This window comes from Erwinia sp. INIA01, from assembly GCF_025947915.1.
Classification (GTDB): domain Bacteria; phylum Pseudomonadota; class Gammaproteobacteria; order Enterobacterales; family Enterobacteriaceae; genus Erwinia; species Erwinia coffeiphila.
The window spans coordinates 180,469-201,331 of the sequence record NZ_JAPDNC010000011.1; the positions used below are offsets into that span (position 1 = coordinate 180,469).

A 20,863-nucleotide genomic window follows, 5' to 3' on the forward strand; every position below is an offset into this window, starting at 1 on the left:
ACGAACCGGGTCGATCAGAAGGTGACCACCGTTTTCAGCCCGGTAACCCACGCATCCTGAGTTTCTTTCAGGCCGCCGGGGCGATGCCAGTACTGCAGTGCGGGCTGCAGCTCCAGCCAGGAGGTCACGCGCAGACGGTAGTACAGTTCGGCGTTCACCGAGTGGCCAGGCAGCGGGCTGTAGAGCGGGTTGCCGTAGTCATCCACGCCCTGAATGTCGTTCAGCGCCTGCTGATTGTCGCGATAGTGATCGCTCATTTTGATATAGCTGGCGCCAAAACCAATCCAGTCATCCGGGCGCGCGTCGAACAGACCGTGATAGCGCAGGGAACCGGCCAGCGTTGCATGCATGTAGTTGCTGCGCTGGTCGCTCAGGCCGAGACTCCATGAGGTGCTCAGCCCGCGCGTGGCGTCATCGGCGTGGCGAGTCAGCTGCTGATTAAAGCCGGTGTAGAGGAACCACGTGCGGTTATAGCTGCGGTAGCCTTCCGGGTCATCGGCACCGCGCGACTGCGATTTCCCTTCGGACAGATCGTACTGCTTCGCATTGGTAAACAGCACGCCGACGTTATAGATCCCCGGCAGGTCGTTGACGTGGGTTTTCAGCTCCAGTTCAAGCGGCAGCAGCATCCCCTTGCTGCCTTTGGTTGACCAGCTCCACGCGTGACTGCGGGCGGTGGCGTCAGGGTTCTGTTCCATGATGCCCCCCTTGATTGTCAGCTCGTCGGTCAGCTTATATTGCAGGGTGGTTCCCCAGTAGTGGGCATTCCAGTTATACCAGGTCATCGAGTTAGCGGATTTACCGCCACACTGCGAAAGCAGCTGGAAGTCGCACGGGATAATCTGGTCGAAGTCCTGGTTTTTATTCATCATACCGATACGCCACTGCAGGCGGCGATCGTCAAAGGTACGCGAGAAGGTCAGCCAGCCGAGGCGGGTAATGGACTGGCCGCCGTAGCTTTCCTGTGAAATATCGTTGAAATTAACCCGGTCGTCTTTTAAGCGCTTATTGGTCAGGCTGTCGTTGTGGTTACGATTAACGATATTTCCTTCAATTTTAGCATCGGAAATACCGGTCAGCTTTTCTAAATCCTGAGCGAAAGTTAAAGAGAACTGGTCGATATAAGCGGCATGCTTATCGTGATTATATCCGCCGCCGGCGTTATAGGAGACCTGGCTTAAATAACCTAAATTAAAATGGAAGCCATTATCTTCCAGAATTGGGCGAATCCCCAGCATATCGCCCAGCAGCCCTTCCTGCGGGGCCTGGAAGCCCAGCGCGGTGCCGTTCCACTCCTGCGCGTACGCGGCTGAAGTACTCATTCCAACGGCGAGCGCGATCAGCGCCAGGCGGTTCTTATTATTTAAACACAGAGAGATATTGTTCATTTTTTATATTCATTCTGAAGGGTTAGGGCACGACAACGCCCCCTGTTCCCGTTATTGCGGAACAGTTTTTTATGGGGCGTTAATTAATCGGGCAGCGTGACTGCCCGGATAGTTTATTTCAGTGATTCGCCGTGAGTTTTAATCACGTCCTGATACCAGAAGAAACTTTTCTTACGGGTGCGGATGAGGGTGCCGTTACCCTGGTCATCGCGGTCAACGTAGATAAAACCGTAGCGCTTGGAGAACTCGGCTTTTGATGCGCTGACCAGGTCGATAGGTCCCCAGCAGGTGTAACCCAGCACTTCTACGCCGTCATCGATCGCTTCGCGCACCTGAACCAGGTGATCGTTAAGGTAGGCGATGCGGTAGTCATCATTGATAGAGCCGTCGGCTTCCACGGTATCGCGGGCGCCCAGGCCGTTTTCAACGATAAACAGCGGCTTCTGATAACGGTCGTACAGCACGTTCAGCAGATAGCGCAGGCCTTCCGGGTCGATCTGCCAGCCCCATTCGGAACTCGCCAGATGCGGGTTCGGCACCATATTGAGAATGTTTCCACGCTCTTTCTGGTTCAGCTCTTCGTCGGTGGTAACGCAGCCGGTCATGTAGTAGCTGAAGGAGATAAAGTCGACCGGCTGGCGCAGGTCGATTTTGTCCTGCTCGGTAATATCCAGCGTAATACCATTTTCCCGGAAGAAGCGGGTCATATAAGACGGATAATAGCCGCGGGTCTGCACATCGCCGAAGAACAGCCAGTCGCGGTTCTGCTGCAGCGTTTCCATCACGTCAGCCGGGTTTGGCGTCAGCGGATAGAGCATCGCGCCCAGCAGCATGTTACCGATTTTCCCTTCCGGGACGATCTGATGGCAGGCTTTAACCGCCAGCGCGCTGGCCACCAGCTGATGGTGGATGGCCTGATACACCGCCTGCTTGTTGCTCTCTTCCGGCAGACCGACGCCGGTAAACGGCGCGTGCAGCGACATATTGATTTCGTTGAAGGTCAGCCAGTACTTAACCTTGTGCTTAAAGCGCTCGAACACCGTTTCTGCATATTTCACGAAGCAGGCGATGGTGGTACGGCTGCCCCAGCCGCCGTACTTTTTGATCAGGCCGTACGGCATCTCGTAATGTGACAGTGTCACCAGAGGCTGAATGTTGTATTTCGCCATCTCGTCAAACAGACGATCATAATAGGCCAATCCGGCTTCGTTCGGCTGCGACTCGTCGCCTTCCGGGAAGATACGGGTCCAGGCGATCGACGTGCGCAGGACGGTGAAGCCCATCTCGGCGAACAGTTTGATGTCTTCCGGATAGCGGTGATAGAAGTCGATGGCCACATCTTTAATGCCTGAGTCGCCAGCCTGGCGTTCCACGCGCTCGCCGAAAATACCCTGTGGCTGAAGATCCGAGGTCGACAGGCCTTTACCATCGGTCTGCCAGGCACCTTCAACCTGGTTAGCGGCAACCGCGCCGCCCCAGAGGAAATCTTGTGGGAAACGTTGAGTCATGATGGTTCTCCTTGTGAAAAATTATTTAATCAGCGCCAGCAGGGGATCGCCTGCGGTCACTTCGCTTTGCTGGCTGGCAACCAGCACGTCGATATAGTCATCACTGTTGCTGACCAGCACCGGCGTGGTCAGGTCATATCCGGCGGCGCGGATCGCGTCGATATCAAACTCCAGCAGCAGATCGCCGACGCTTACCCGGTCGTCCTGGCTGACGTGTGCGGTAAAGTGCAGGCCGTCAAGTTTTACCGTGTCGATGCCGACGTGGATCAGCACTTCCGCACCGTTATCGGCCTCAAGGCCAATCGCATGACGGGTGCGGAACAGCGAGGCAACGGTGCCGTTAACCGGTGACAGCACGCGGCCCACCGTAGGCTGAATACCCACTCCTTTGCCCAGCAGGCCGCTGGCGAAGGTTTCATCCGGCACCTGCTCCAGTGCGACCACCGCGCCGGTCATCGGGCTGGCGATCTGGGTTTTTGCCAGCAGATCGGGATTGACGACTGCCTGCGGTGCCGGGGCCGGAGCTTCTTCTGCCTTCGCGGCAGGCAGGCCAAACAGCCAGGTCGCGACGGCGGCAAAGACCAGAGCAATGATGGCACCGGCAAATGAGGCCATCACGCTGGCGTCAAAACCGGTTTTCGGCACCACCTGGCTGAAGGTGAAAATTGACGGCATACCGAATGAATAAGAAGTGGTGTGCCAGAAGCCCAGCACCGCTGCACCCAGTGCGCCGCCGATGCAGCCGAAAATAAACGGACGGCGGTTCGGCAGGGTGATGCCGTAGACCGCTGGCTCAGTAATACCAAACAGGCTGGCGCTGAAGGCGGAGGCCGCAATTCCTTTGGTTTTGGCATCACGAGTACGCAGCATCACGCCGAGCGTGGCACCGGCCTGGCCGAGTACGGCGGGCATCAGCAGCGGCAGCAGGGTATCTGAACCAATCACGCTGAGGTTGTTGATCATGATGGGCACCAGGCTCCAGTGCAGGCCGAAGATCACGCAGACCTGCCAGAACGCACCGATAAAGGCGCCTGCAAAGGTTGGACTGAACTGATAGATCGCCAGATAGCCGTCGGCAAGCAGATGGCTCAGCCAGGTTGCCGCCGGGCCAATGACCATAAAGGTCAACGGAATGGTGATAACCAGGCACAGCAGCGGGGTGGTGAAGTTACGAATTGCACCCGGCAGGCGGCTGTGTACCGTGCGCTCCACCAGGCAGGAAAGCCAGGCGGCAAATATAATCGGGATCACCGAAGAGCTGTAGTTAATCAGAATCACCGGCACGCCGAAGACGTGTAGCGGCGCGGCACCGCTTTGCTCGGCATTCAGAGCAGCCAGCATCAGCGGATGCACCAGCGCCGCACCGATAATCATGGTGGTGAAGGCGTTGCCACCAAACTTCTTGCCTGCGCAGTAACCCAGCACCACCGGCAGGAAGTAGAACAGCGCATCGCTGGCGACAAACAGGATTTTATACAGGCCCGCGTCTTCGCTAATCAGGTTCAGCGCCAGCGCCAGGGAGAGTAGTCCCTTCAGAATACCCGATGCGGCCATCACGCCGATAAATGGCGTGAAAATCCCGGAGATAACGTCAATCAGGCGGGCAAACAGCGAGCCTTTTTGTTCATCGCTGCCGTCGCTGCTGCCGTCGCCCAGGCCCGCTACGGACAGCAGTGCCTGATGGACATCACCTACGTGATTGCCGATCACGACCTGATACTGGCCGCCGCTTTCCACCACCATAATCACGCCCGGGTTGTTCTTCAGCCCGGCGGTATCGGCTTTGCTGCTGTCCTTCAGTTTAAAACGTAGGCGGGTTGCGCAATGTATCACCGAACTGATATTTGCCTTGCCGCCAACCCCTTGCAGGATCTCTTCTGATAACGCCTGGTACTTCATCGTATGCTCCTGGTTCTGACATCTTGTCAACGGGCCGTTACTGAATTCAGGCCAAAAAAAAACCTAAACAGCTTCAGACGGACCACGGTCCATGAAAAGCTGTTTAGGTTTTGCCTGAAATTCAGTAGCAATCCTGATTTGTTGACGCAAATAGTTCCTCAGTTACGGCAGGCTGACAAGGGGGGGTAACGGCAAAAACTGGATTTCGTGAGCGGGCTCACCTTTTTCCAGTCTGAGCCGTTGTTGGTCAACCTGCGATGCTGACGAACACCAGGCGGCAGCGTCATTGAGTTATTTTATTAATATAAACGAATAAACTTCGTTGATAAAAATGGCAGGGGTTAAAACGGTTTCATTCTTTTTCTCTGTTGTGGTGATGATATTTTCTTTGTTGTCTGAGCCACGTGCTTTGTTATAAGTGCCAGTATAAAAACCCATTGATAGCGATATTCATGCACCGATTTGGTGCCGGTTGTTATTTATTGGTGCGCATTTTTAATTCCGCAGTTAAATAATTTATTTTCAGGCGAGATCCAGCCGCAGAATAGCTGAGTTTGTCATGAAACGTAAAAAGATGGCCCGCTAATTGCTTGATACCATCGGCCCCAAAGATGTGGCCCGCCTTTCAAATCTGTGCAGACAGCGCCGTCTGCGTGTCTCTGATTGCTTCTGTCCGTAACCCGGAAATCTTCTTATTAACATAACTACTTCACTTCGAGGGTGCTATGGCTATTAGTCGTCGTTCATTTATTCAGGGATCTGCATTATCTGCGTTGGGCATGGCAGCAGGCATTGCGCCAAAATTCAGCCTGGCGGCTGACGGGAAAGAGGCGATTAAAGTCGCCAGTATTCTGGACCTGTCCGGCGGTCTTGATATCTACGGTAAACCGATGTCGGATGCCATTAATCTTGCGGCCGAAGAAATTAACTCGGCAGGCGGATTACTGGGGCGTCCGGTACAGATTATTAATTACGATGCGCAGTCCAACATGCAGCTTTATGCGCAGTATGCCCAGCAGGCGGCATTAAAAGATAAAGTTGCGGTGGTCCACGGCGGCATTACCTCCGCTTCTCGTGAAGTGATCCGCCCGGTGCTGGACCGTTTCCGTTCTCTCTACTTCTATCCCGCGCAGTATGAGGGCGGCGTCTGCGACCGCAACTACTTCTCTTCCGCCTCAACGCCTGCGCAAACCGTGGAAAAACTGGTGCCCTACGCGATGAAAAAGTGGGGGAAAAAAGTCTATATTCTCGCGGCGGATTACAACTACGGGCAGATCGTCTCGGCATGGGTGAAAAAATTCGTCAAAGAAAACGACGGTGAAACCGTTGCCATGGAGTTCTTCCCGCTGGACGTCACGGATTTCGGTGCCGCCATTTCAAAAATCCAGAGCGCCAAACCGGATATGGTCTGGTCTGCGCTGGTCGGCGGGGCCCATATCTCATTCTACCGCCAGTGGCACGCCTCGGGCATGAGCGGCAAGATCCCGATTGCTTCTACCGTGTTTGGCGGCGGCAACGAACATATCATCCTGTCGCCGGAGGAAAGCAACGGCATTCTGGTCTGCGCCAACTATATGCAGGAAATTCCAACGCCGGAAAACAAAGCCTTTGTAGACAAATTCCAGGCCCGCTACGGCAGCAGCGTGCCGTACATCAGCGATCTGGCGATGGGAGCCTATCAGGGCATGCTGATCTGGGCGGAAGGGGTGAGAAAGGCCGGGGATATCGACCGCATGAAGGTGATTGAAGCGCTGGAATCCGGCATTTCATTAACCTCGCCGAGCGGCCAGCTGATCGTCGATCCGGTGACCCATCACTGCACGCTGGATGTGCATATTGCCGAAGTGGAAAATCATCAGATGAAGATTCTGGAGACCTTTACGCGCCAGGCGCCGGTCGATACCGCCATGGTGTGCGACTTGAAGAAAAATCCGCGTGATACCAGGCAGTATCAGATTGAGTTGTAAGGAGAACGGCTATGGATTTGTTGATTATCTATGGCATTGAGGTTCTCAATGCCATTGCCGTGCTGGTGGTGATGAGCCTGGGGCTGGCGGTGGTGTTCGGCATGATGAAAATCGTCAATATGGCCCACGGCGAATTTATGATGCTCGGCGGCTACAGCGCGATTCTGGCCACCAACCACCTTGGCGTTCCGATCTGGCTGTCCATGCTGGTGGTTGCGCCCCTGACGGTAGGCATCTTCGGTATCGTCATCGAGCGCATTATCATCCGCCATCTTTATGGCCGGATGATCGATACCATGCTGGCCACCTGGGGGCTGAGCCTGGCACTGATTGGCGCGGCGACGATGGCGTTCGGTAACACCACGTTGGGGATCAGTGCACCGCTGCCGGCGGTGAGCGTGGGCAGCTACACCACCAGCGGCTATTCGCTGTTTATCATTCTTTTCGCGCTGTGCCTGATTGGTGCCCTCTGGCTGCTGCTGCGGTTTACCACCCTCGGGCTCTGCGCCCGAGCCACCATGCAAAACGCGCGGATGGCCGCTGCGCTGGGCAGTAACCCCGGCAAAATCTATAGCCTGACGTTTGGGCTGGGCGCGGCACTATCGGGGCTGGGCGGCGCGCTGCTGGCACCGATCACCGGGGTGATCCCAACCATCGGCGTCAGCTTTATCGCTAAAGCGTTTATCACCGTGATTGGCGGCGGTAGCGCGATTATTGCCGGTACGCTCTCCTCTTCCACGCTGTTTGGCACCATTTCGCAGCTGGTGACCTACCTCTCCACGCCGGTGTTTGGTGCCGTGGCACTGCTGCTCAGCGCCATCGTGCTGCTGCGCCTGCTGCCGCAGGGCATCACCGGCCGTTTCTTCAGGAGATCGCTGTAATGAAAATGCTTGCTGAAAAGCTACAGATCGTGGTGACCGCGCTGCTGGTGGTGCTGGCTGCGTTCTGGCTGTCGGGAGTGATTGAGCTTTACACGCTGCTGTCCCTCACCGTGTTTCTGGTGATGGGGCTGCTGTCGCTAAGCCTGGCCTTTATCTGGGGATACGGCGGCATTCTGTGCTTCGGCCAGGCGGCGTTCTTCGGCATCGGGGCCTATACCTATGCGGTCTGCGCCATCAACTGGGGGGATTCGACCTGGGCTGTGGTGATGGCGGTGCTGTTGCCAACGCTGTTCTCCGTGCTGCTGGGCTATGTGATTTTTTACGGCGGCGTCAGCGACGTTTATCTGGGAGCGATCACCCTGGCGGTCAGTCTGGTGCTGTTCAACTGGGTCAACTCCACGTCGGGCAGTGAATACCATATCGGCGAGGCGCTGCTGGGCGGCTTTAACGGCATTCCCTCGGTGCCAACGCTCAACATTCCTTTCCAGCCGGACGCTATCTTGTCCCCGGAAGCGTTGTTTATCGTCACCGCAGCCTGCCTGGCGCTGTGCTACGCGCTGCTGAAGTTCGTGCTGCTCAGCCGCTTTGGTAAAACGGTGGTCGCGATCCGAGAAAACGAACAGCGTGCGGGCCTGCTGGGCTATAACGTTCCGGCCCACAAGCTGGTGACCTTTGCCATCGGTGCCGCCGTGGCGGGGCAGGCAGGGTGTCTGTACGTTAACTGGGGCGCGTTTGTCAGCCCCGGCGTGTTCAGCATCAGCCAGTCAGCGCAGATCATTATCTGGGTGATCGTCGGCGGCCGCGGAACGCTGCTCGGCCCGGTGATCAGCTGCATGCTGCTGCAGTGGATGGTAACCCGGCTGGGCGCGCAGCAAACGGTTGATGTCAATCTGGTCCTTGGCGTGATCCTCGCCCTCTTCGTGCTGTTAATTCCCGGCGGCATTCTGCCCGGCCTGCAGCGGATCTGGCGGCGCAAGCGTCGGCCTGCCGCGCCGGCTTCCTCCGTACAGGTGAAAGAGGTGAAACCATGACCGTATTACTTCAGACGCACCAAATGGGCGTCAGCTTTGGTGGTGTTCATGCGGTTAAAGCGGTGGACTTCACCCTGAACGAGGGCGAACTGCGCTGCCTGATCGGCCCTAACGGCGCGGGGAAAAGTACCTTTTTTAAAATGCTCAGCGGCCAGGTGACGCCCACGCGCGGGGAGTGCCGCTATCGCGATCGGGTGATATCAGGTAAACGGCCGTGGGAAATTGCCCGGCTGGGTATCGGCATCAAAACTCAGGTCCCCAGCGTGTTTGAAGGGTTGAGCGTGGCGGAAAACCTGTGGCTTGCCGCCGCGAACAAAATGGATAAAGCGGCGGTCGCGGGCGAAGTCGATCGGGTGCTGGAGGATATCGGCCTCAGCGATCGGCAAAATGACATCCTCTCCGAAATGGCCCACGGCCAGCGCCAGTGGGTGGAGCTGGGGATGATCCTGATTTCGCGCCCGCAGCTGGTGCTGCTGGATGAGCCCGCCGCCGGAATGACCCACCACGAAGTGCGTAAAACCGCCGCGCTGATACAGCGGATTAACCAGCAAAGTACGGTGGTGGTGGTTGAGCACGATATGGATTTCATCGGCATGATCGCGCAGCAGGTGACGGTGTTTAACCAGGGCGAGGTGCTGGCCGAAGGCACCTTCAGCCAGGTGACTCAGGATGCGCGCGTCAAAGAAGCCTACCTTGGCAATCTGGAGATTAAACATGCTTGAAATGAAACAAACGGTCTCCGGCTACAATAAAATTCCGGTGCTGCACCTGTCCGAGCTGTTTATCGGTGCCAAATCCTTTACCGGCGTGCTGGGCCGCAACGGTATGGGTAAAACCACGCTGCTGCGCACCATCATGGGGGAACTGCCCGCATGGCAGGGCACCATCGCGCTAAACGGTATCGATATTACCGGCTACCAGCCGCACCAGCGGGCGGCTGCGGGCATCGGCTTCGTTCCGCAGGGGCGGCAAATCTTTCCGCAGCTGACCGTAGAGGAAAACCTGCGTATGGGATGCGTTAAGCAGTTCTCGCGGGCTGAAGAGATCATCGGGCAGATGCTGGATATTTTCCCGCGCCTGAAGCGGCTGCTGGCGCAGCCGGGCGGCGCACTGTCAGGCGGTGAACAGCAGCTGCTGGCGCTGGCCCGCTGCCTGTGCGGCAGGCCGCAGCTGGTGCTGCTGGACGAACCGACGGAAGGTATACAGCCGAATATCTGCGAAGAAATTATCGACACGCTCCAGCGGCTGCGCCATGAAATGGATATCTCGATTATCCTGGTTGAGCAGGACATCGAGTTCCTCTACGCGCTTTCCGATCGTATTCACGTGATTGAAAAGGGGCAAATCGTCCGCCAGATCGACCCGGCAACCACGCCCAGCGCCCGGGTAGCGGAACAATATCTGGGGTTTAATGCCTGAGTCGGCTGCTGCCGGTGGCCATCCTTCTGGCTGACTGGCAGCCTGCCGCTGTCCCAAACGACACAGCGGCAGGCAGAGCAAACAAAGCGCTGGCCTGCCGGGTTGCTTATTGTGAAGCATCACTATCCCGGACAAGACAGGGTGATTCATGATTGAGCAATCCTTACTTGCCGCGCTTTCCGGCGTTCGGCTGCATCTTTTCCATCCTCATACCCAGGGTATGCGGGCCTTTTGTACCTCGCTGACCCAGCTTGGCTGCCACGTGCGGCACGACTGGCCGATCCCTGCGAGCCTTCCTCCTGAAGCTGACCTGGCGATTATTGCCGTCGATCGCCACCAGCAGGCGTCGATCGCGCCGCTGTTCCGGCACTACCGCAGCGTACACACCCCGGTGCTTGCCCTGGCCGATTGCCACGACGGGCAGCTGTTTCCGCTGCTGCTGGCGCTGGAGCCGGATGCGATTTCAGCGCGCGAGGCCGATCCGTTCTCACTGATTATTCAGATCGTTGCCAGGCTGCGTGCGGCGCAGGAACAGCAGACGTTGCGCGAACGGCTGCAAAAGCAACAGCAGGCCAGGACACGGCAGGATTGTCTGGCGCAGGCGAAAGGCGTGCTGATGCAAACCTTCGGGCTGGATGAGTCGGGGGCCTACGGCTTTATGCGTAAAGAGGCAATGAACACCCGCAGCAGTCTGGAATTCACTGCGGAACGGGTGCTCAATAGCCTGCAAAAATAATCAGCTGCCGGGCTGGCCGCTTGCCGAATGCAGCAGGCTGCTTGGCGTATAGCCAAAGGCCTTGCGAAAGGCGAGGCTGAAATGGGACATATCGCTGAAGCCGTGATCGAGCGCCACCTGAGTGATGTTTCGCGCTTTGCCTTCCGCCAGCGCTTTATGGCAGGCCAGCAGGCGCTCGTGCCAGACGCAGTTCATTGGCGTGGTGCCGTTGGCCGCAAATACCCGGCTAAGGGTGCGCGGAGAAACATGGTGGGCGTTGGCGATCTGCGCCACGGACAGATCGTGATCCTGTAAATGCTGGCGCATATAGCTCATCACGCGGGAATAGAGGGTGGGTTTTAATCCCTCGTCGCTTTTTTGCAGATTCAGGCCGACGGAAATCACGGTAAACAGCGTATTGGCGAACTGCTCGGTCAGGCAGCTGCCTTCTTCGGCGGCATTAAAACGGAAGGCCTCATCAATCATATGCCTGAGCGCGACCATGCCCGGTCGGGAGAGATCCAGCGAGGTTCCGGACATCGCCGCAATCGCCGGGGCTTCTTTTTCAATCAGATGGCGCGGCAGATGGATGATGTTCATCGACACGTTTTCCATGGCGAAATGGAACGGCGAGCTGGCGTCGTAGATCACCATATCCCCGGCGCTGACCTGCGTTTCATTATTATTTTGCCGCAGACGGCCGCTGCCTTCGCAAATATAACCGAGATAAAAATCGGGGTTGGGGTGGCGGCGAATGCATTCGGGCGTTCTCTGCCACATCATCGACGCCTGCGAAACGTGATTGGCGATATCGAGCTGGCCCAGCATGCCGTAACTGAAGCGGCCGGAAAACATACCCGCCTGCACCTGCTTTGCCTCTGCCTTGATCAGGCGAGAACAAACGGCATCGCGCCAGGCGTCGAAGCGGTGCCGGTTCTCTAAATGCTCCGTGGTGAAATTTTCTCTCATCGTCAGATCCCCCGGACGTGGCGTAAAAGGTGAAATCAGCGGAAAACATGCAAACTCCAGACCATTCCTGCCGGAGTACCGCCCCAGACAGCGGGGCGGTAAAGGATGGGGGTTACAGCGCGGGGTGCTGCTGATGCCAGTCGGTCACCTGCTGATACGCCCAGGCAGCCTGAATCATACTGACTTCATCAAAATGCGCGGCAACCAGCTGGAAGCCGACCGGTGCACCGGCGGCGGTTTTGCCGCCGGGCAGCGTAATAGTCGGATGGCCGCTGGAATCGAATGCACTGGTATAGCGCAACACGCCATTAAACAGTGCTTTGTCAGTCCCAAAGCGGGTCATGGTATCCCAGGTTAAACCGGCATAGGCGGTGGCCGGGGCGATAATCAGATCAACCTGGCCGAACAGGGCAGAAATCGCGCCGCGCAGTGCAGCGCGGTTCAGCAGCAGCCGCTGGAATTCCAGGGCGGTGACGCTGTGGCCGAGATCCAGCAGGCCCGCCAGCCCTGGCCCGTATTGATCTTTTTGCGAGGGGTAGGTCTGCTGATGCGCGAAGGCCGTTTCCACCGCACACAGCGGGCTCCACTCTTCGGCCGCCTGCTCGGTATCCGGCATGGTAATATCCACGAAGGTTGCGCCAAGGTCGCTCAGCGTGGTGATAGCCTCCTGCAGCACCCGGCGCGTATCCTCATCCACTTTCTCCAGCGCCCAGTTTTTATCCAGACCGATGCGCATTTTGCCTATGCCGCGCGTCATCAGAGCAAGGTAGTCGGGCACCGGCTCGATGCTGGACGTAGGGTCCTGCTCATCGCGACCGGCAATCGCCTGCAGCATGGCCGCGGCATCGGCGGCGGATCGCGCCATCGGGCCGATATGATCGAGGGAGGCCGCCAGCTCGAAAGCACCGTGACGGGTGACGCGCCCCCAGGTTGGCTTAATACCGGTCAGACCGTTGGCATTGGAGGGGAAGCGGATCGAGCCACCGGTATCGGTGCCGATAGCACCAAAACACAGTCCGGCCGCAGTGGCAACGCCGGAACCGCTGGAAGAGACGCCGGTCCACAGCGCGGAACCCCACGGGTTAACCGGGCGAACAACTTCCGGGTGATGATCGGCAAAGGCGCTTTCGGTTTGTTTCAGCTTACCGAGGATCACCGCCCCGGCGGCGCGGAAGCGCGTGACGATGGAGGAATCCTCCGTGGGATAATGCGACTGGTGGATCAGCATGCCGTGGCTGGTGGGGGCATCTTTGGTCCAGATTAGATCCTTCAGCGCGATGGGCACGCCGTGCAGCGGGCCGCGGATGATACCCTGCGCGATTTCACGATCGGCTTCTGCCGCCTGTTGCAGGGCACTGTCGCGCATCACGTAAAAGTAACTGTGCAAATCGGCATCCAGCGAGGCAATGCGATCCAGCAGAGCGGTGGTCACTTCAACGGAAGCAATCTCTTGCGACTGAATCAGTCGGCCTGTTTCCAGCAAGCTTTTATAATGCAGGTTTTTCATCGTGGCCTGGTCTCCTGAAGGGAATGATGCCTGCGAAAGCAGACAATATGCTGATCACCAACGTAAATCAGGCTGCCAAAGCTGGCTATGCTAAGGCGGACAGAGGGTGTGCCAGAAGTGCCAGCGCGGCGACGCCTGAGCCAATCGCACAAAACGTTGCTGCTGTCATGTTTTCTAACCATTGTCTCAGCGTGCAACATTTTGCAACTGCTGGTCCGCACGCTAGACTGTATCGTATTGATTATGTTGAAAGCGGGGCAAAATGTGGACGCTATAGCAGGTAAATCCTTACAGGTATCGGATGCGATTATTTCGTGTCAGCTGGATGGCCACGGCGGGATGATCCCGATTGCCGACAGTGAAGTCCTCACGTGTGACCATCCATGCTGGTTGCACCTGAATTACACCCATCCCGAAAGCGCCGAATGGTTGACTACCACGCCGCTGCTGCCGGACAACGTGCGCGATGCGCTCGGCGGCGACAGTATGCGGCCGCGCGTCAGCCGTCTGGGCGACGGTACGATGATCACCCTGCGCAGCGTCAATCTGAACAGCGAATCGCGGCCCGACCAGCTGGTGGTGATCCGGGTGTTTATCAACGACAGGCTGATTGTTTCAACCCGGCGGCGGAAGGTGTTTGCCATTGATGAAGTGCTGACCGATCTGCAAAACGGCAACGGTCCGCATAACGGCGGCAGCTGGCTGGTGGACGTTTGCGACTCCCTGACCGACCACACCAGCGAGTTTATCGAGGATCTGCACGATAAAATTATCGAGCTGGAGGATGCCGTTGTCGACCAGCAGGTGCCGCCGCGCGGTGAGCTGGCTTTAATCCGCAAACAATTGATTATTATGCGTCGCTATATGGCCCCGCAGCGTGATGTGTTCTCGCGGCTGGCCAGCGAGCGGCTGCCGTGGATGAGCGATGACGACCGCCGCCGCATGCAGGATATTGCCGACCGACTGGGGCGCGGGCTGGACGATCTGGATGCCAGCGTGGCGAGGACCGGGGTGCTGTCCGATGAAATCAGCTCGGTGATGGCCGAGGCGATGAACCGCCGCACCTATACCATGTCGCTGATGGCGGTGGTGTTCCTGCCGACCACCTTCCTGACCGGGCTGTTCGGCGTCAACCTTGGTGGTATTCCGGGCGGCAGCTGGCGTTTTGGCTTTGGCCTGTTCTGCCTGTTGTTAGCTGTCCTGGTGCTGGGCGTTGCGTGGTGGTTACGGCGACGTAAATGGCTGTGAAGAGAGCAAATTTTTGTGGCATAAAGGCGTTTAAAACTGATCGACGTCAATAACTGGCGACGTTGTTAAGGGCAAACTCTCTCTCGCAGGTGAATGCAACGTCAAGCGATGGGCGTTGCGCTCCATAATTGTCTTACTTCATTTTTAGAATTAATGCATAGCACATTTAATTCGTACGACGCCGGCTCCGAGCCGGCTTTTTTTTGCCCGTTTGCCAGCCCGCCAGGATGTCCTACGCTTAACGTTCACGCGTTGAAAACAGAGGGGACAGCAAAATGACTAAGCAGCCTGATGCTATTCGCGGTTCTGAACCACTGAGCGATCCCGTACCCGTTCCCGGGCCGATACCCACGCCGCAGCCAATGCCCGATCCGCCGCCGGTCGACCCCGATCCGATTATCGATCCCCCTGCGCATTATTAACGTCTGACTATTGAGCGGGCCTGTCCGGGAACTGCTGTTCGCGCCACTGCTTGATCAGCGCGGCACGGCGGCGGGGATAGCGGGTTGCGTTCAATTCCAGGGAGATAATGCGGTCGGTGCGGAAATGGCGGAAGTCGCCGCGCAGCTCGCACCACGCGCCGAGAATATGCAGGTTATCGAAATACCCCAGCAGGAACGGCCAGATAACGCGCCGGGAGGATTGATCCTTGCCGTCGCGATAGGTAAGGGTTGCCGTCAGTTCGTGCCTGATTGCCCGCCGGATGGCGACAAAATCCACGCTTTCAGCAAGCGGACTAGCGGAGGGCGCAGCCATCAGACCGTTACTGTCGAGGCTGTGGCGCAGGTCTTCAGGCAGCACGGCGGCTATTTTGCTCAGCGCGCTTTTTGCCGACTGGCTCAGCCCGGTATCGGTGCGGCTGGCGACCCAGCGGGAACCTAACACCAGCGCTTCAATCTCCTCTTCGCTGAACATCAGCGGGGGCAGGGTGAAGCCGGGTTTTAACACGTAGCCCATACCCGGCTCTCCGGCGATATCCGCTCCCTGCTGTTGCAGCGTGGCGATATCACGGTAGAGCGTACGCAGGCTGATGCCGAGCGTGGCAGCGAGCTGAGCGCCGGGAACGGGGAAGCGGTGATTGCGCAGTAGCTGCAGCAGATCCAGCAGGCGTTGCGATCGCGACACACTTCCTCCGTGAAACGTTGAGCTTAGCCTACCTGCAGGACATTAAGACGAACGGGCGCGTCGTCTTCATCTTCCGGCTGCCAGCCGGCGGGCTGCATCGGCAGGGTTTCGCGATCGAAGGCCAGATCGCCGCCGCCAACAACTTCACTGCCGTGGACGATGCCTTTGAAGTCGAACAGTTCTGTATCAGCAAGATGCGAAGGCACCACGTTCTGCATGGCGCTGAACAGGGTTTCGATGCGGCCAGGATAGCGTTTATCCCAGTCGCGCAGCATATCGCCAATCACCTGGCGTTGCAGGTTAGGCTGCGAACCGCACAGGTTGCACGGAATGATCGGATATTCGCGAGCGATGGCGAAACGCTCAATGTCCTTCTCGCGGCAGTAGGCCAGCGGGCGGATCACGATATGCTGACCGTCGTCGCTCATCAGCTTCGGCGGCATGCCTTTCATTTTCCCGCCGTAGAACATATTGAGGAACAGCGTTTGCACGATATCGTCACGATGATGTCCCAGAGCGATCTTGGTACAGCCCAGTTCAGTCGCCGTACGGTACAGAATGCCGCGACGCAGACGGGAGCAGAGCGAGCAGGTGGTTTTGCCTTCCGGGATCTTATCTTTAACGATGGCGTAAGTGTCTTCTTCGACGATCTTATATTCCACGCCCTGGGCTTCCAGATATTCCGGCAGAATATGCCCCGGGAAACCCGGCTGCTTCTGATCGAGGTTCACCGCCACCAGCGAGAAGGAAACCGGCGCGCTCTGCTGCAGGCTGCGCAGAATTTCCAGCATGGTGTAGCTGTCCTTGCCGCCGGAAAGGCACACCATAATCCGGTCACCCTCTTCGATCATATTAAAGTCAGCAATCGCCTGGCCGACGTTACGGCGCAGACGCTTCTGCAGCTTGTTGAGGTTGTACTGCTCTTTTTTACTGGTTTCCGGATTCGGTTGCATTTATTAGCTATCTCGTATTGCAGAAGTGGGCGAGAACATCGGCAGGCCCGGCATGAAAACTGACTGGCGTGCTATGGTACGGATTCCGACGACGAATGCCAGCTTGTTTTACATGTGTATTGTACAAACTTTACGCAACAATAACTGTGCGAAGCCTCAAACCCTGCCGCTGCGCAGCCTTGCCCCTGAAAGTAACGTTTCCAGTGGATTATCTGCTACAATCAGCGGCAAAATTCCCGCCCGATTTATCAGAGATTATACCCGTGACTGCTTTTTCTACCCTGAACCTGCTGCCCGCCAGCCAGATTGAAAACCTTAATGAACTTGGCTATCTGGCCATGACGCCGGTACAGGCCGCATCGCTGCCGGCGATCCTGGAAGGGCGTGACGTACGCGCGCAGGCAAAAACCGGCAGCGGCAAAACCGCCGCGTTTGGCCTTGGCGTGATGCACCGGCTGGACGTCAGCCAGTATGTCACTCAGTCGCTGGTGCTGTGCCCGACGCGTGAACTGGCGGATCAGGTTTCGAAAGAGCTGCGTCGGCTGGCGCGTTTTACCGCCAATATCAAAATCCTGACGCTGTGCGGTGGCCAGCCGATGAACGCGCAGCGCGATTCGCTGCTGCATGCGCCGCATGTGGTCGTCGGTACGCCTGGGCGTATCCTGGAGCACCTCAAGCGTGAAACCCTGAAGCTGGACGGCGTGGCTACGCTGGTGCTGGACGAGGCCGACCGTATGCTGGAGATGGGCTTCCGCGATGATATCGACGCGATAATCAGCTACTGCCCTCAGCAGCGACAGACGCTGCTGTTCTCCGCCACCTGGCCTGAGGACATCGCCCGCATCAGCCAGCGCGTGCAGCGCGATCCGCTGACGGTGGAAACCGGCGACGTGTCCGATCTGCCGTCGATTGAGCAGACTTTCTATGAAGCCAGCGCGCGTGAGAAAATGAGCGCGCTGATCGGTTTGCTCAGCGATCGCCAGCCCGCCTCCTGCGTGGTGTTCTGCAACACTAAACGCGAATGTGATGACATTGCCGCCTCACTGGGAGATGCGCAGATCAGCGCGCTGGCGCTGCACGGCGATCTGGAACAGGCCGAGCGCGATCGCGTTCTGGTGCGCTTTGCCAACGGCAGCTGCCGGGTGCTGGTGGCGACCGACGTTGCGGCGCGCGGGCTTGATATCAAATCGCTGGCGATGGTAGTGAACTATCAGCTGTCGTTCGATCCGGAAGTCCACGTCCACCGCATTGGTCGTACTGCCCGCGCTGGCGCAGAGGGCTGTGCGGTCAGCTTCGTTGCGCCGGATGAAATGCAGCGCGCCCACGCGCTGGAAGATTTCCTGCAGCAGCGCCTGGCGTGGCGTAACGTCAGCGAACTGAAGTCCGTGGCACCAAAACCGCTGCGCGCGGAGATGACCACCATCAGCCTCGACGGCGGGCGTAAAGCCAAGATCCGACCGGGTGATATCCTGGGTGCACTGACCGGTGACGGCGGGCTGAGCGGCGATCAGGTGGGTAAAATTGATATCGCGCCTACGCTTGCCTACGTGGCAATTCGTCAGGAGCTGGTGCGCAAGGTGATGCAGCAGCTTACGCAGGTGAAAATTAAAGGGAAAACCTGCCGCGCCCGCATCGTCAAGTAAAGCCGTCAGCCGCACAAAATAAAACGGCCCCCGGGGTGAAATCCGGGGGCCGTTTTTTATATGATCGAAAGGGCGATTAAATTTTGGTAATTACCGGCGGCGCGGCGAGCAGGGATTCAACGCCGGCAATCAGTTTCTGGAAATGCGGCTGCTTTTCATGTTCTTCGATAGCCGCATGGCTTTTCCACGTTTCGTGGAACAGGAACGAATCCGGGTTTTCTACGCTGCGGTACAGATCGTAATGTACGTTACCGGCCTCAAGGCGGCTCGGTGCCACGCAGGGGTTCAGCACGTCAAACAGCGCATCGCCTTTGCCCGGCTTAGCCGAAAATGTGGCGATAATCAGTACGGATTTCTCAGACATTATAATCTCCATTTAAAAAACGTTGCTGGCGCAGGGCCAGACACAAACAGGTCTGGCTGTAAGAGTAACCGTTTCGGCTTTTTTTGCCATGAGCATTTATGGCTAATGTATTTCCAGCGACTGCACGCCGTTTATCTCCAGCAGTACGTCATACATTTTTTCCGGTGCCACCTTTCGTAACAATGTCACATCCACCATCATTTCACACAGTCCGGTTTCGCCATCGCGGTGGGCGAGGATGACTTTGCCGGTGCGTACTTCCCGACGCTGTAGGGCAATCAGCACCAGCGGCACGCTTTTCGGCTTGAGCTGGAAGATCAGAGTAAGATTACGGCCGATAAACCGGTAGCTGATGCGGCGGAAGGTTTCCAGCACCACCAGTGCCAGCAGGGTGCCGTAAATGCCGATCTCATACATGCCGCTTCCGACAACCAGCCCGATAGCCGCCGTGACCCACAGCCCGGCGGCGGTGGTCAGCCCCTTGACCATCTGTTTTTGAATGATGATAGTACCGGCACCAAGGAAACCCATGCCGCTGACGACCTGAGCGGCGATCCTGCTGGGGTCCAGCTCGATATGCGAGGCTCCCAGGATATCGCTAAAGCCATACTTAGACACGATCATAAACATCGCGCTGCCAATCCCCACCAGCACGTGGGTGCGCAGCCCGGCTTCTTTCGAGCGCAGCTGCCGCTCCATGCCGATCAGACCGCCAAGCGCACCGGCAAGCGCGATGCGCAGTAATAAGTCGAAGACCACTATCTATCCTCCTGTATTGTAAAGATTTTCCTTGATTTCTTCTTATCGATTGTAAATTAAGACCTGAGGGTATTGATATTTTATCAATTTTGATTTTGTAAAATTGGATGACAGCTATCGACCTGTCGCAAAACCTGGCATATGCTGGCTGGCGTCTTTGACCCTTCACCGATCGGAGTTTACACAATGAAAGCAGCCACTTTTTTGCTTGTAGCGGCAACGCTTGTGCTGTCGGCCTGTAGCAGCGACAACGAACCGCCGCAGCAGGCAACCGCCGCTCACGTCCCGGCAAGAGTCGAGATGGCCGATCTGGCAGCGAGTAATTGTGAAAATGCAGGAGGAACGCTGGCGCTTTCACGTCAGCTGGATGGATCTTCGGTAGGAATGTGTCAGCTGGCGAACGGCCGTCGCTGCGGCGAAAGTGCATTACTTAACGGCACCTGCGCCCGTTAAACCCCCCGCGTTGCAGCAGGGGGCGGTGGTGGAGTCAGAGCTGGTTAGCGCAGGGTTCGCCTTTTTCCAGCTGCCGCAGATTCTGCAGCGTGGTCTGTGCGATGCTGGTCAGCGCTTCGGCGGTCAGAAACGCCTGATGGCCGGTAAACAGCACGTTGTGGCAGGCTGACAGACGGCGGAAAACGTCGTCCTGAATCACGTCGTTCGACTTATCCTCAAAGAATAAATCCCGCTCGTTCTCGTAAACATCCATCCCCAGCGCACCAATCTTCTGCTTTTTCAGCGCGTCGATCGCTGCCTGCGAATCGATCAGGCCGCCACGGCTGGTATTAATAATCATCACGCCATCTTTCATCTGAGCGAAGGCACTCTCGTTGAGCAAATGATGATTCTCCGGGGTCAGCGGGCAGTGCAGGCTGATCACGTCCGACTGGGCAAACAGCGTTTTCACATCCACATATTCCGCACCCAGCTCCAGCGCCAGTGGATTAGGATAGGGATCGGAAACCAGCAGGCGCATGCCGAAACCTTTCAGGATGCGCAGGGTGGCGATGCCGATCTTCCCGGTGCCGATGACGCCAGCGGTACGGCCATGCATGTTAAAACCAATCAGGCCTTCCAGCGAAAAGTTGGCATCGCGGGTGCGCTGATAAGCGCGGTGAATGCGGCGGTTCAGCGTCATCATCATGCCGACGGCATGCTCAGCTACCGCTTCAGGCGAATAGGCCGGCACACGAACCACCTGCATTCCCAGCTCTTTTGCCGCATCGAGATCGACGTTGTTAAACCCGGCGCAGCGCAGCGCAACAAACTTCACCCCCAGTTCCGCCAGCTCTTCCAGCACCTTACGGCTGCCGTCGTCGTTGACGAAAATACACACGCCGTCACATCCCGTGGCGTTCTTCGCGGTACGTTCGGTCAGCAGGAAGTCGAAAAATTCCAGTTCGAAACCGAAATCCTGATTCACCTGTTCCAGGTATTTCCGGTCATACTGTTTGGTGCTGTACACCGCAAGTTTCATCGTTATAGTTCCT

Annotated in this window: 21 protein-coding genes; 11 read left to right on the plus strand and 10 right to left on the minus strand. The window is 57.3% G+C overall.

From position 1 onward, the window contains the following. Positions 1 to 14: 14 nt before the first annotated feature. The 3 genes from OMR58_RS19595 to bglF form a co-directional block, all read right to left on the minus strand. Complete coding sequence (locus OMR58_RS19595) at positions 15 to 1,322, minus strand: carbohydrate porin (RefSeq protein WP_264546743.1); 1,308 nt, start codon at positions 1,320 to 1,322, stop codon at positions 15 to 17. Between the two features lie 179 nt (positions 1,323 to 1,501). Beyond that, entirely contained in the window at positions 1,502 to 2,896 is a 1,395-nt protein-coding gene (locus OMR58_RS19600) for a glycoside hydrolase family 1 protein (RefSeq protein WP_264546725.1), read from the minus strand. Between the two features lie 21 nt (positions 2,897 to 2,917). Beyond that, on the minus strand, positions 2,918 to 4,795 hold the full coding sequence (gene bglF, locus OMR58_RS19605) for a PTS beta-glucoside transporter subunit IIABC (protein ID WP_264546726.1): 1,878 nt from the start codon (positions 4,793 to 4,795) through the stop codon (positions 2,918 to 2,920). Positions 4,796 to 5,520: 725 nt separating this feature from the next. Here bglF and OMR58_RS19610 point away from each other — a divergent pair. The 6 genes from OMR58_RS19610 to OMR58_RS19635 all read left to right on the plus strand — a co-directional run bounded on the left by OMR58_RS19610 (position 5,521) and on the right by OMR58_RS19635 (position 10,829). Then, positions 5,521 to 6,762 carry an urea ABC transporter substrate-binding protein gene (locus tag OMR58_RS19610; protein ID WP_264546727.1) on the plus strand — a complete coding sequence of 414 codons (1,242 nt, stop codon included), beginning with the start codon at positions 5,521 to 5,523 and terminating at the stop codon, positions 6,760 to 6,762. An 11-nt stretch (positions 6,763 to 6,773) separates the two neighbouring features. Next, the gene (locus OMR58_RS19615; RefSeq protein WP_200543670.1) at positions 6,774 to 7,643 is read left to right on the plus strand and encodes a branched-chain amino acid ABC transporter permease; all 870 of its coding nucleotides are present in this window, start codon (positions 6,774 to 6,776) and stop codon (positions 7,641 to 7,643) included. Further along, complete coding sequence (locus OMR58_RS19620) at positions 7,643 to 8,674, plus strand: branched-chain amino acid ABC transporter permease (RefSeq protein ID WP_264546728.1); 1,032 nt, start codon at positions 7,643 to 7,645, stop codon at positions 8,672 to 8,674. The genes OMR58_RS19615 and OMR58_RS19620 overlap by 1 nt, the downstream gene beginning before the upstream one ends. Further along, positions 8,671 to 9,396, plus strand: coding sequence for an ATP-binding cassette domain-containing protein (locus OMR58_RS19625; RefSeq protein ID WP_105594686.1), 726 nt, complete (start codon positions 8,671 to 8,673; stop codon positions 9,394 to 9,396). The genes OMR58_RS19620 and OMR58_RS19625 overlap by 4 nt, the downstream gene beginning before the upstream one ends. Further along, entirely contained in the window at positions 9,389 to 10,093 is a 705-nt protein-coding gene (locus tag OMR58_RS19630; RefSeq protein ID WP_105594685.1) for an ABC transporter ATP-binding protein, read from the plus strand. Before OMR58_RS19625 ends, OMR58_RS19630 begins: the two co-directional genes overlap by 8 nt. A 148-nt stretch (positions 10,094 to 10,241) precedes the next feature. After that, positions 10,242 to 10,829 carry an ANTAR domain-containing response regulator gene (locus OMR58_RS19635; protein ID WP_200559463.1) on the plus strand — a complete coding sequence of 196 codons (588 nt, stop codon included), beginning with the start codon at positions 10,242 to 10,244 and terminating at the stop codon, positions 10,827 to 10,829. Here the strand turns inward: OMR58_RS19635 and OMR58_RS19640 are convergent, their stop codons facing one another. Next, a complete protein-coding gene (locus OMR58_RS19640) occupies positions 10,830 to 11,777 on the minus strand; it encodes a helix-turn-helix domain-containing protein (protein WP_264546729.1) in 948 nt (315 codons plus the stop codon). Between the two features lie 112 nt (positions 11,778 to 11,889). Next, positions 11,890 to 13,284, minus strand: coding sequence for an amidase (locus tag OMR58_RS19645; protein WP_264546730.1), 1,395 nt, complete (start codon positions 13,282 to 13,284; stop codon positions 11,890 to 11,892). A gap of 264 nt (positions 13,285 to 13,548) precedes the next feature. On the opposite strand from OMR58_RS19645, the gene zntB reads away from it, so the two are divergent. Continuing rightward, positions 13,549 to 14,532, plus strand: a complete 984-nt coding sequence (gene zntB / locus OMR58_RS19650; protein WP_200559457.1) for a zinc transporter ZntB — start codon at positions 13,549 to 13,551, stop codon at positions 14,530 to 14,532. A gap of 275 nt (positions 14,533 to 14,807) precedes the next feature. After that, the gene (locus tag OMR58_RS19655) at positions 14,808 to 14,954 is read left to right on the plus strand and encodes a hypothetical protein (protein WP_200543658.1); all 147 of its coding nucleotides are present in this window, start codon (positions 14,808 to 14,810) and stop codon (positions 14,952 to 14,954) included. A 7-nt stretch (positions 14,955 to 14,961) separates the two neighbouring features. On the opposite strand, the gene OMR58_RS19660 is transcribed toward OMR58_RS19655, so the two are convergent. Next, the gene (locus OMR58_RS19660; RefSeq protein ID WP_264546731.1) at positions 14,962 to 15,657 is read right to left on the minus strand and encodes a helix-turn-helix transcriptional regulator; all 696 of its coding nucleotides are present in this window, start codon (positions 15,655 to 15,657) and stop codon (positions 14,962 to 14,964) included. Between the two features lie 23 nt (positions 15,658 to 15,680). Further along, positions 15,681 to 16,610 carry a tRNA 2-thiocytidine(32) synthetase TtcA gene (ttcA, locus tag OMR58_RS19665; protein WP_264546732.1) on the minus strand — a complete coding sequence of 310 codons (930 nt, stop codon included), beginning with the start codon at positions 16,608 to 16,610 and terminating at the stop codon, positions 15,681 to 15,683. A gap of 52 nt (positions 16,611 to 16,662) precedes the next feature. Between ttcA and OMR58_RS19670 the strand changes: the two genes are divergently transcribed. Together OMR58_RS19670 and dbpA are read left to right on the plus strand one after the other, a co-directional pair. After that, positions 16,663 to 16,920 carry a hypothetical protein gene (locus tag OMR58_RS19670; RefSeq protein WP_264546733.1) on the plus strand — a complete coding sequence of 86 codons (258 nt, stop codon included), beginning with the start codon at positions 16,663 to 16,665 and terminating at the stop codon, positions 16,918 to 16,920. After that, a complete protein-coding gene (gene dbpA, locus OMR58_RS19675) occupies positions 16,874 to 18,253 on the plus strand; it encodes an ATP-dependent RNA helicase DbpA (protein ID WP_200543650.1) in 1,380 nt (459 codons plus the stop codon). The genes OMR58_RS19670 and dbpA overlap by 47 nt, the downstream gene beginning before the upstream one ends. A gap of 76 nt (positions 18,254 to 18,329) precedes the next feature. On the opposite strand, the gene OMR58_RS19680 is transcribed toward dbpA, so the two are convergent. Together OMR58_RS19680 and OMR58_RS19685 are read right to left on the minus strand one after the other, a co-directional pair. Next, entirely contained in the window at positions 18,330 to 18,617 is a 288-nt protein-coding gene (locus OMR58_RS19680; protein ID WP_105594678.1) for a putative quinol monooxygenase, read from the minus strand. 102 nt (positions 18,618 to 18,719) lie between these two features. Beyond that, positions 18,720 to 19,376, minus strand: coding sequence for an MgtC/SapB family protein (locus OMR58_RS19685; protein ID WP_264546734.1), 657 nt, complete (start codon positions 19,374 to 19,376; stop codon positions 18,720 to 18,722). Between the two features lie 186 nt (positions 19,377 to 19,562). Here OMR58_RS19685 and OMR58_RS19690 point away from each other — a divergent pair, with 186 nt between their 5' ends. Then, entirely contained in the window at positions 19,563 to 19,829 is a 267-nt protein-coding gene (locus tag OMR58_RS19690) for a putative hemolysin (RefSeq protein WP_264546735.1), read from the plus strand. A gap of 34 nt (positions 19,830 to 19,863) precedes the next feature. On the opposite strand, the gene OMR58_RS19695 is transcribed toward OMR58_RS19690, so the two are convergent. Next, positions 19,864 to 20,850, minus strand: a complete 987-nt coding sequence (locus OMR58_RS19695; protein ID WP_200559434.1) for a 2-hydroxyacid dehydrogenase — start codon at positions 20,848 to 20,850, stop codon at positions 19,864 to 19,866. Between the last annotated feature and the right edge of the window lie 13 nt (positions 20,851 to 20,863).

Coding starts and splice junctions, on each gene's coding strand:
- OMR58_RS19670 (WP_264546733.1), top strand. CDS start 16,663: ATGAAAACTGACTGGCGTGCTATGGTACGGATTCCGACGACGAATGCC.
- OMR58_RS19655 (WP_200543658.1), top strand. CDS start 14,808: ATGACTAAGCAGCCTGATGCTATTCGCGGTTCTGAACCACTGAGCGAT.
- OMR58_RS19630 (WP_105594685.1), top strand. CDS start 9,389: ATGCTTGAAATGAAACAAACGGTCTCCGGCTACAATAAAATTCCGGTG.
- OMR58_RS19640 (WP_264546729.1), bottom strand. CDS start 11,777: ATGAGAGAAAATTTCACCACGGAGCATTTAGAGAACCGGCACCGCTTC.
- OMR58_RS19595 (WP_264546743.1), bottom strand. CDS start 1,322: ATGAGTACTTCAGCCGCGTACGCGCAGGAGTGGAACGGCACCGCGCTG.
- OMR58_RS19610 (WP_264546727.1), top strand. CDS start 5,521: ATGGCTATTAGTCGTCGTTCATTTATTCAGGGATCTGCATTATCTGCG.
- OMR58_RS19620 (WP_264546728.1), top strand. CDS start 7,643: ATGAAAATGCTTGCTGAAAAGCTACAGATCGTGGTGACCGCGCTGCTG.
- OMR58_RS19680 (WP_105594678.1), bottom strand. CDS start 18,617: ATGTCTGAGAAATCCGTACTGATTATCGCCACATTTTCGGCTAAGCCG.
- bglF (WP_264546726.1), bottom strand. CDS start 4,795: ATGAAGTACCAGGCGTTATCAGAAGAGATCCTGCAAGGGGTTGGCGGC.
- OMR58_RS19645 (WP_264546730.1), bottom strand. CDS start 13,284: ATGAAAAACCTGCATTATAAAAGCTTGCTGGAAACAGGCCGACTGATT.
- OMR58_RS19600 (WP_264546725.1), bottom strand. CDS start 2,896: ATGACTCAACGTTTCCCACAAGATTTCCTCTGGGGCGGCGCGGTTGCC.
- OMR58_RS19625 (WP_105594686.1), top strand. CDS start 8,671: ATGACCGTATTACTTCAGACGCACCAAATGGGCGTCAGCTTTGGTGGT.
- OMR58_RS19635 (WP_200559463.1), top strand. CDS start 10,242: ATGATTGAGCAATCCTTACTTGCCGCGCTTTCCGGCGTTCGGCTGCAT.
- OMR58_RS19695 (WP_200559434.1), bottom strand. CDS start 20,850: ATGAAACTTGCGGTGTACAGCACCAAACAGTATGACCGGAAATACCTG.
- OMR58_RS19690 (WP_264546735.1), top strand. CDS start 19,563: ATGAAAGCAGCCACTTTTTTGCTTGTAGCGGCAACGCTTGTGCTGTCG.
- OMR58_RS19615 (WP_200543670.1), top strand. CDS start 6,774: ATGGATTTGTTGATTATCTATGGCATTGAGGTTCTCAATGCCATTGCC.
- ttcA (WP_264546732.1), bottom strand. CDS start 16,610: ATGCAACCGAATCCGGAAACCAGTAAAAAAGAGCAGTACAACCTCAAC.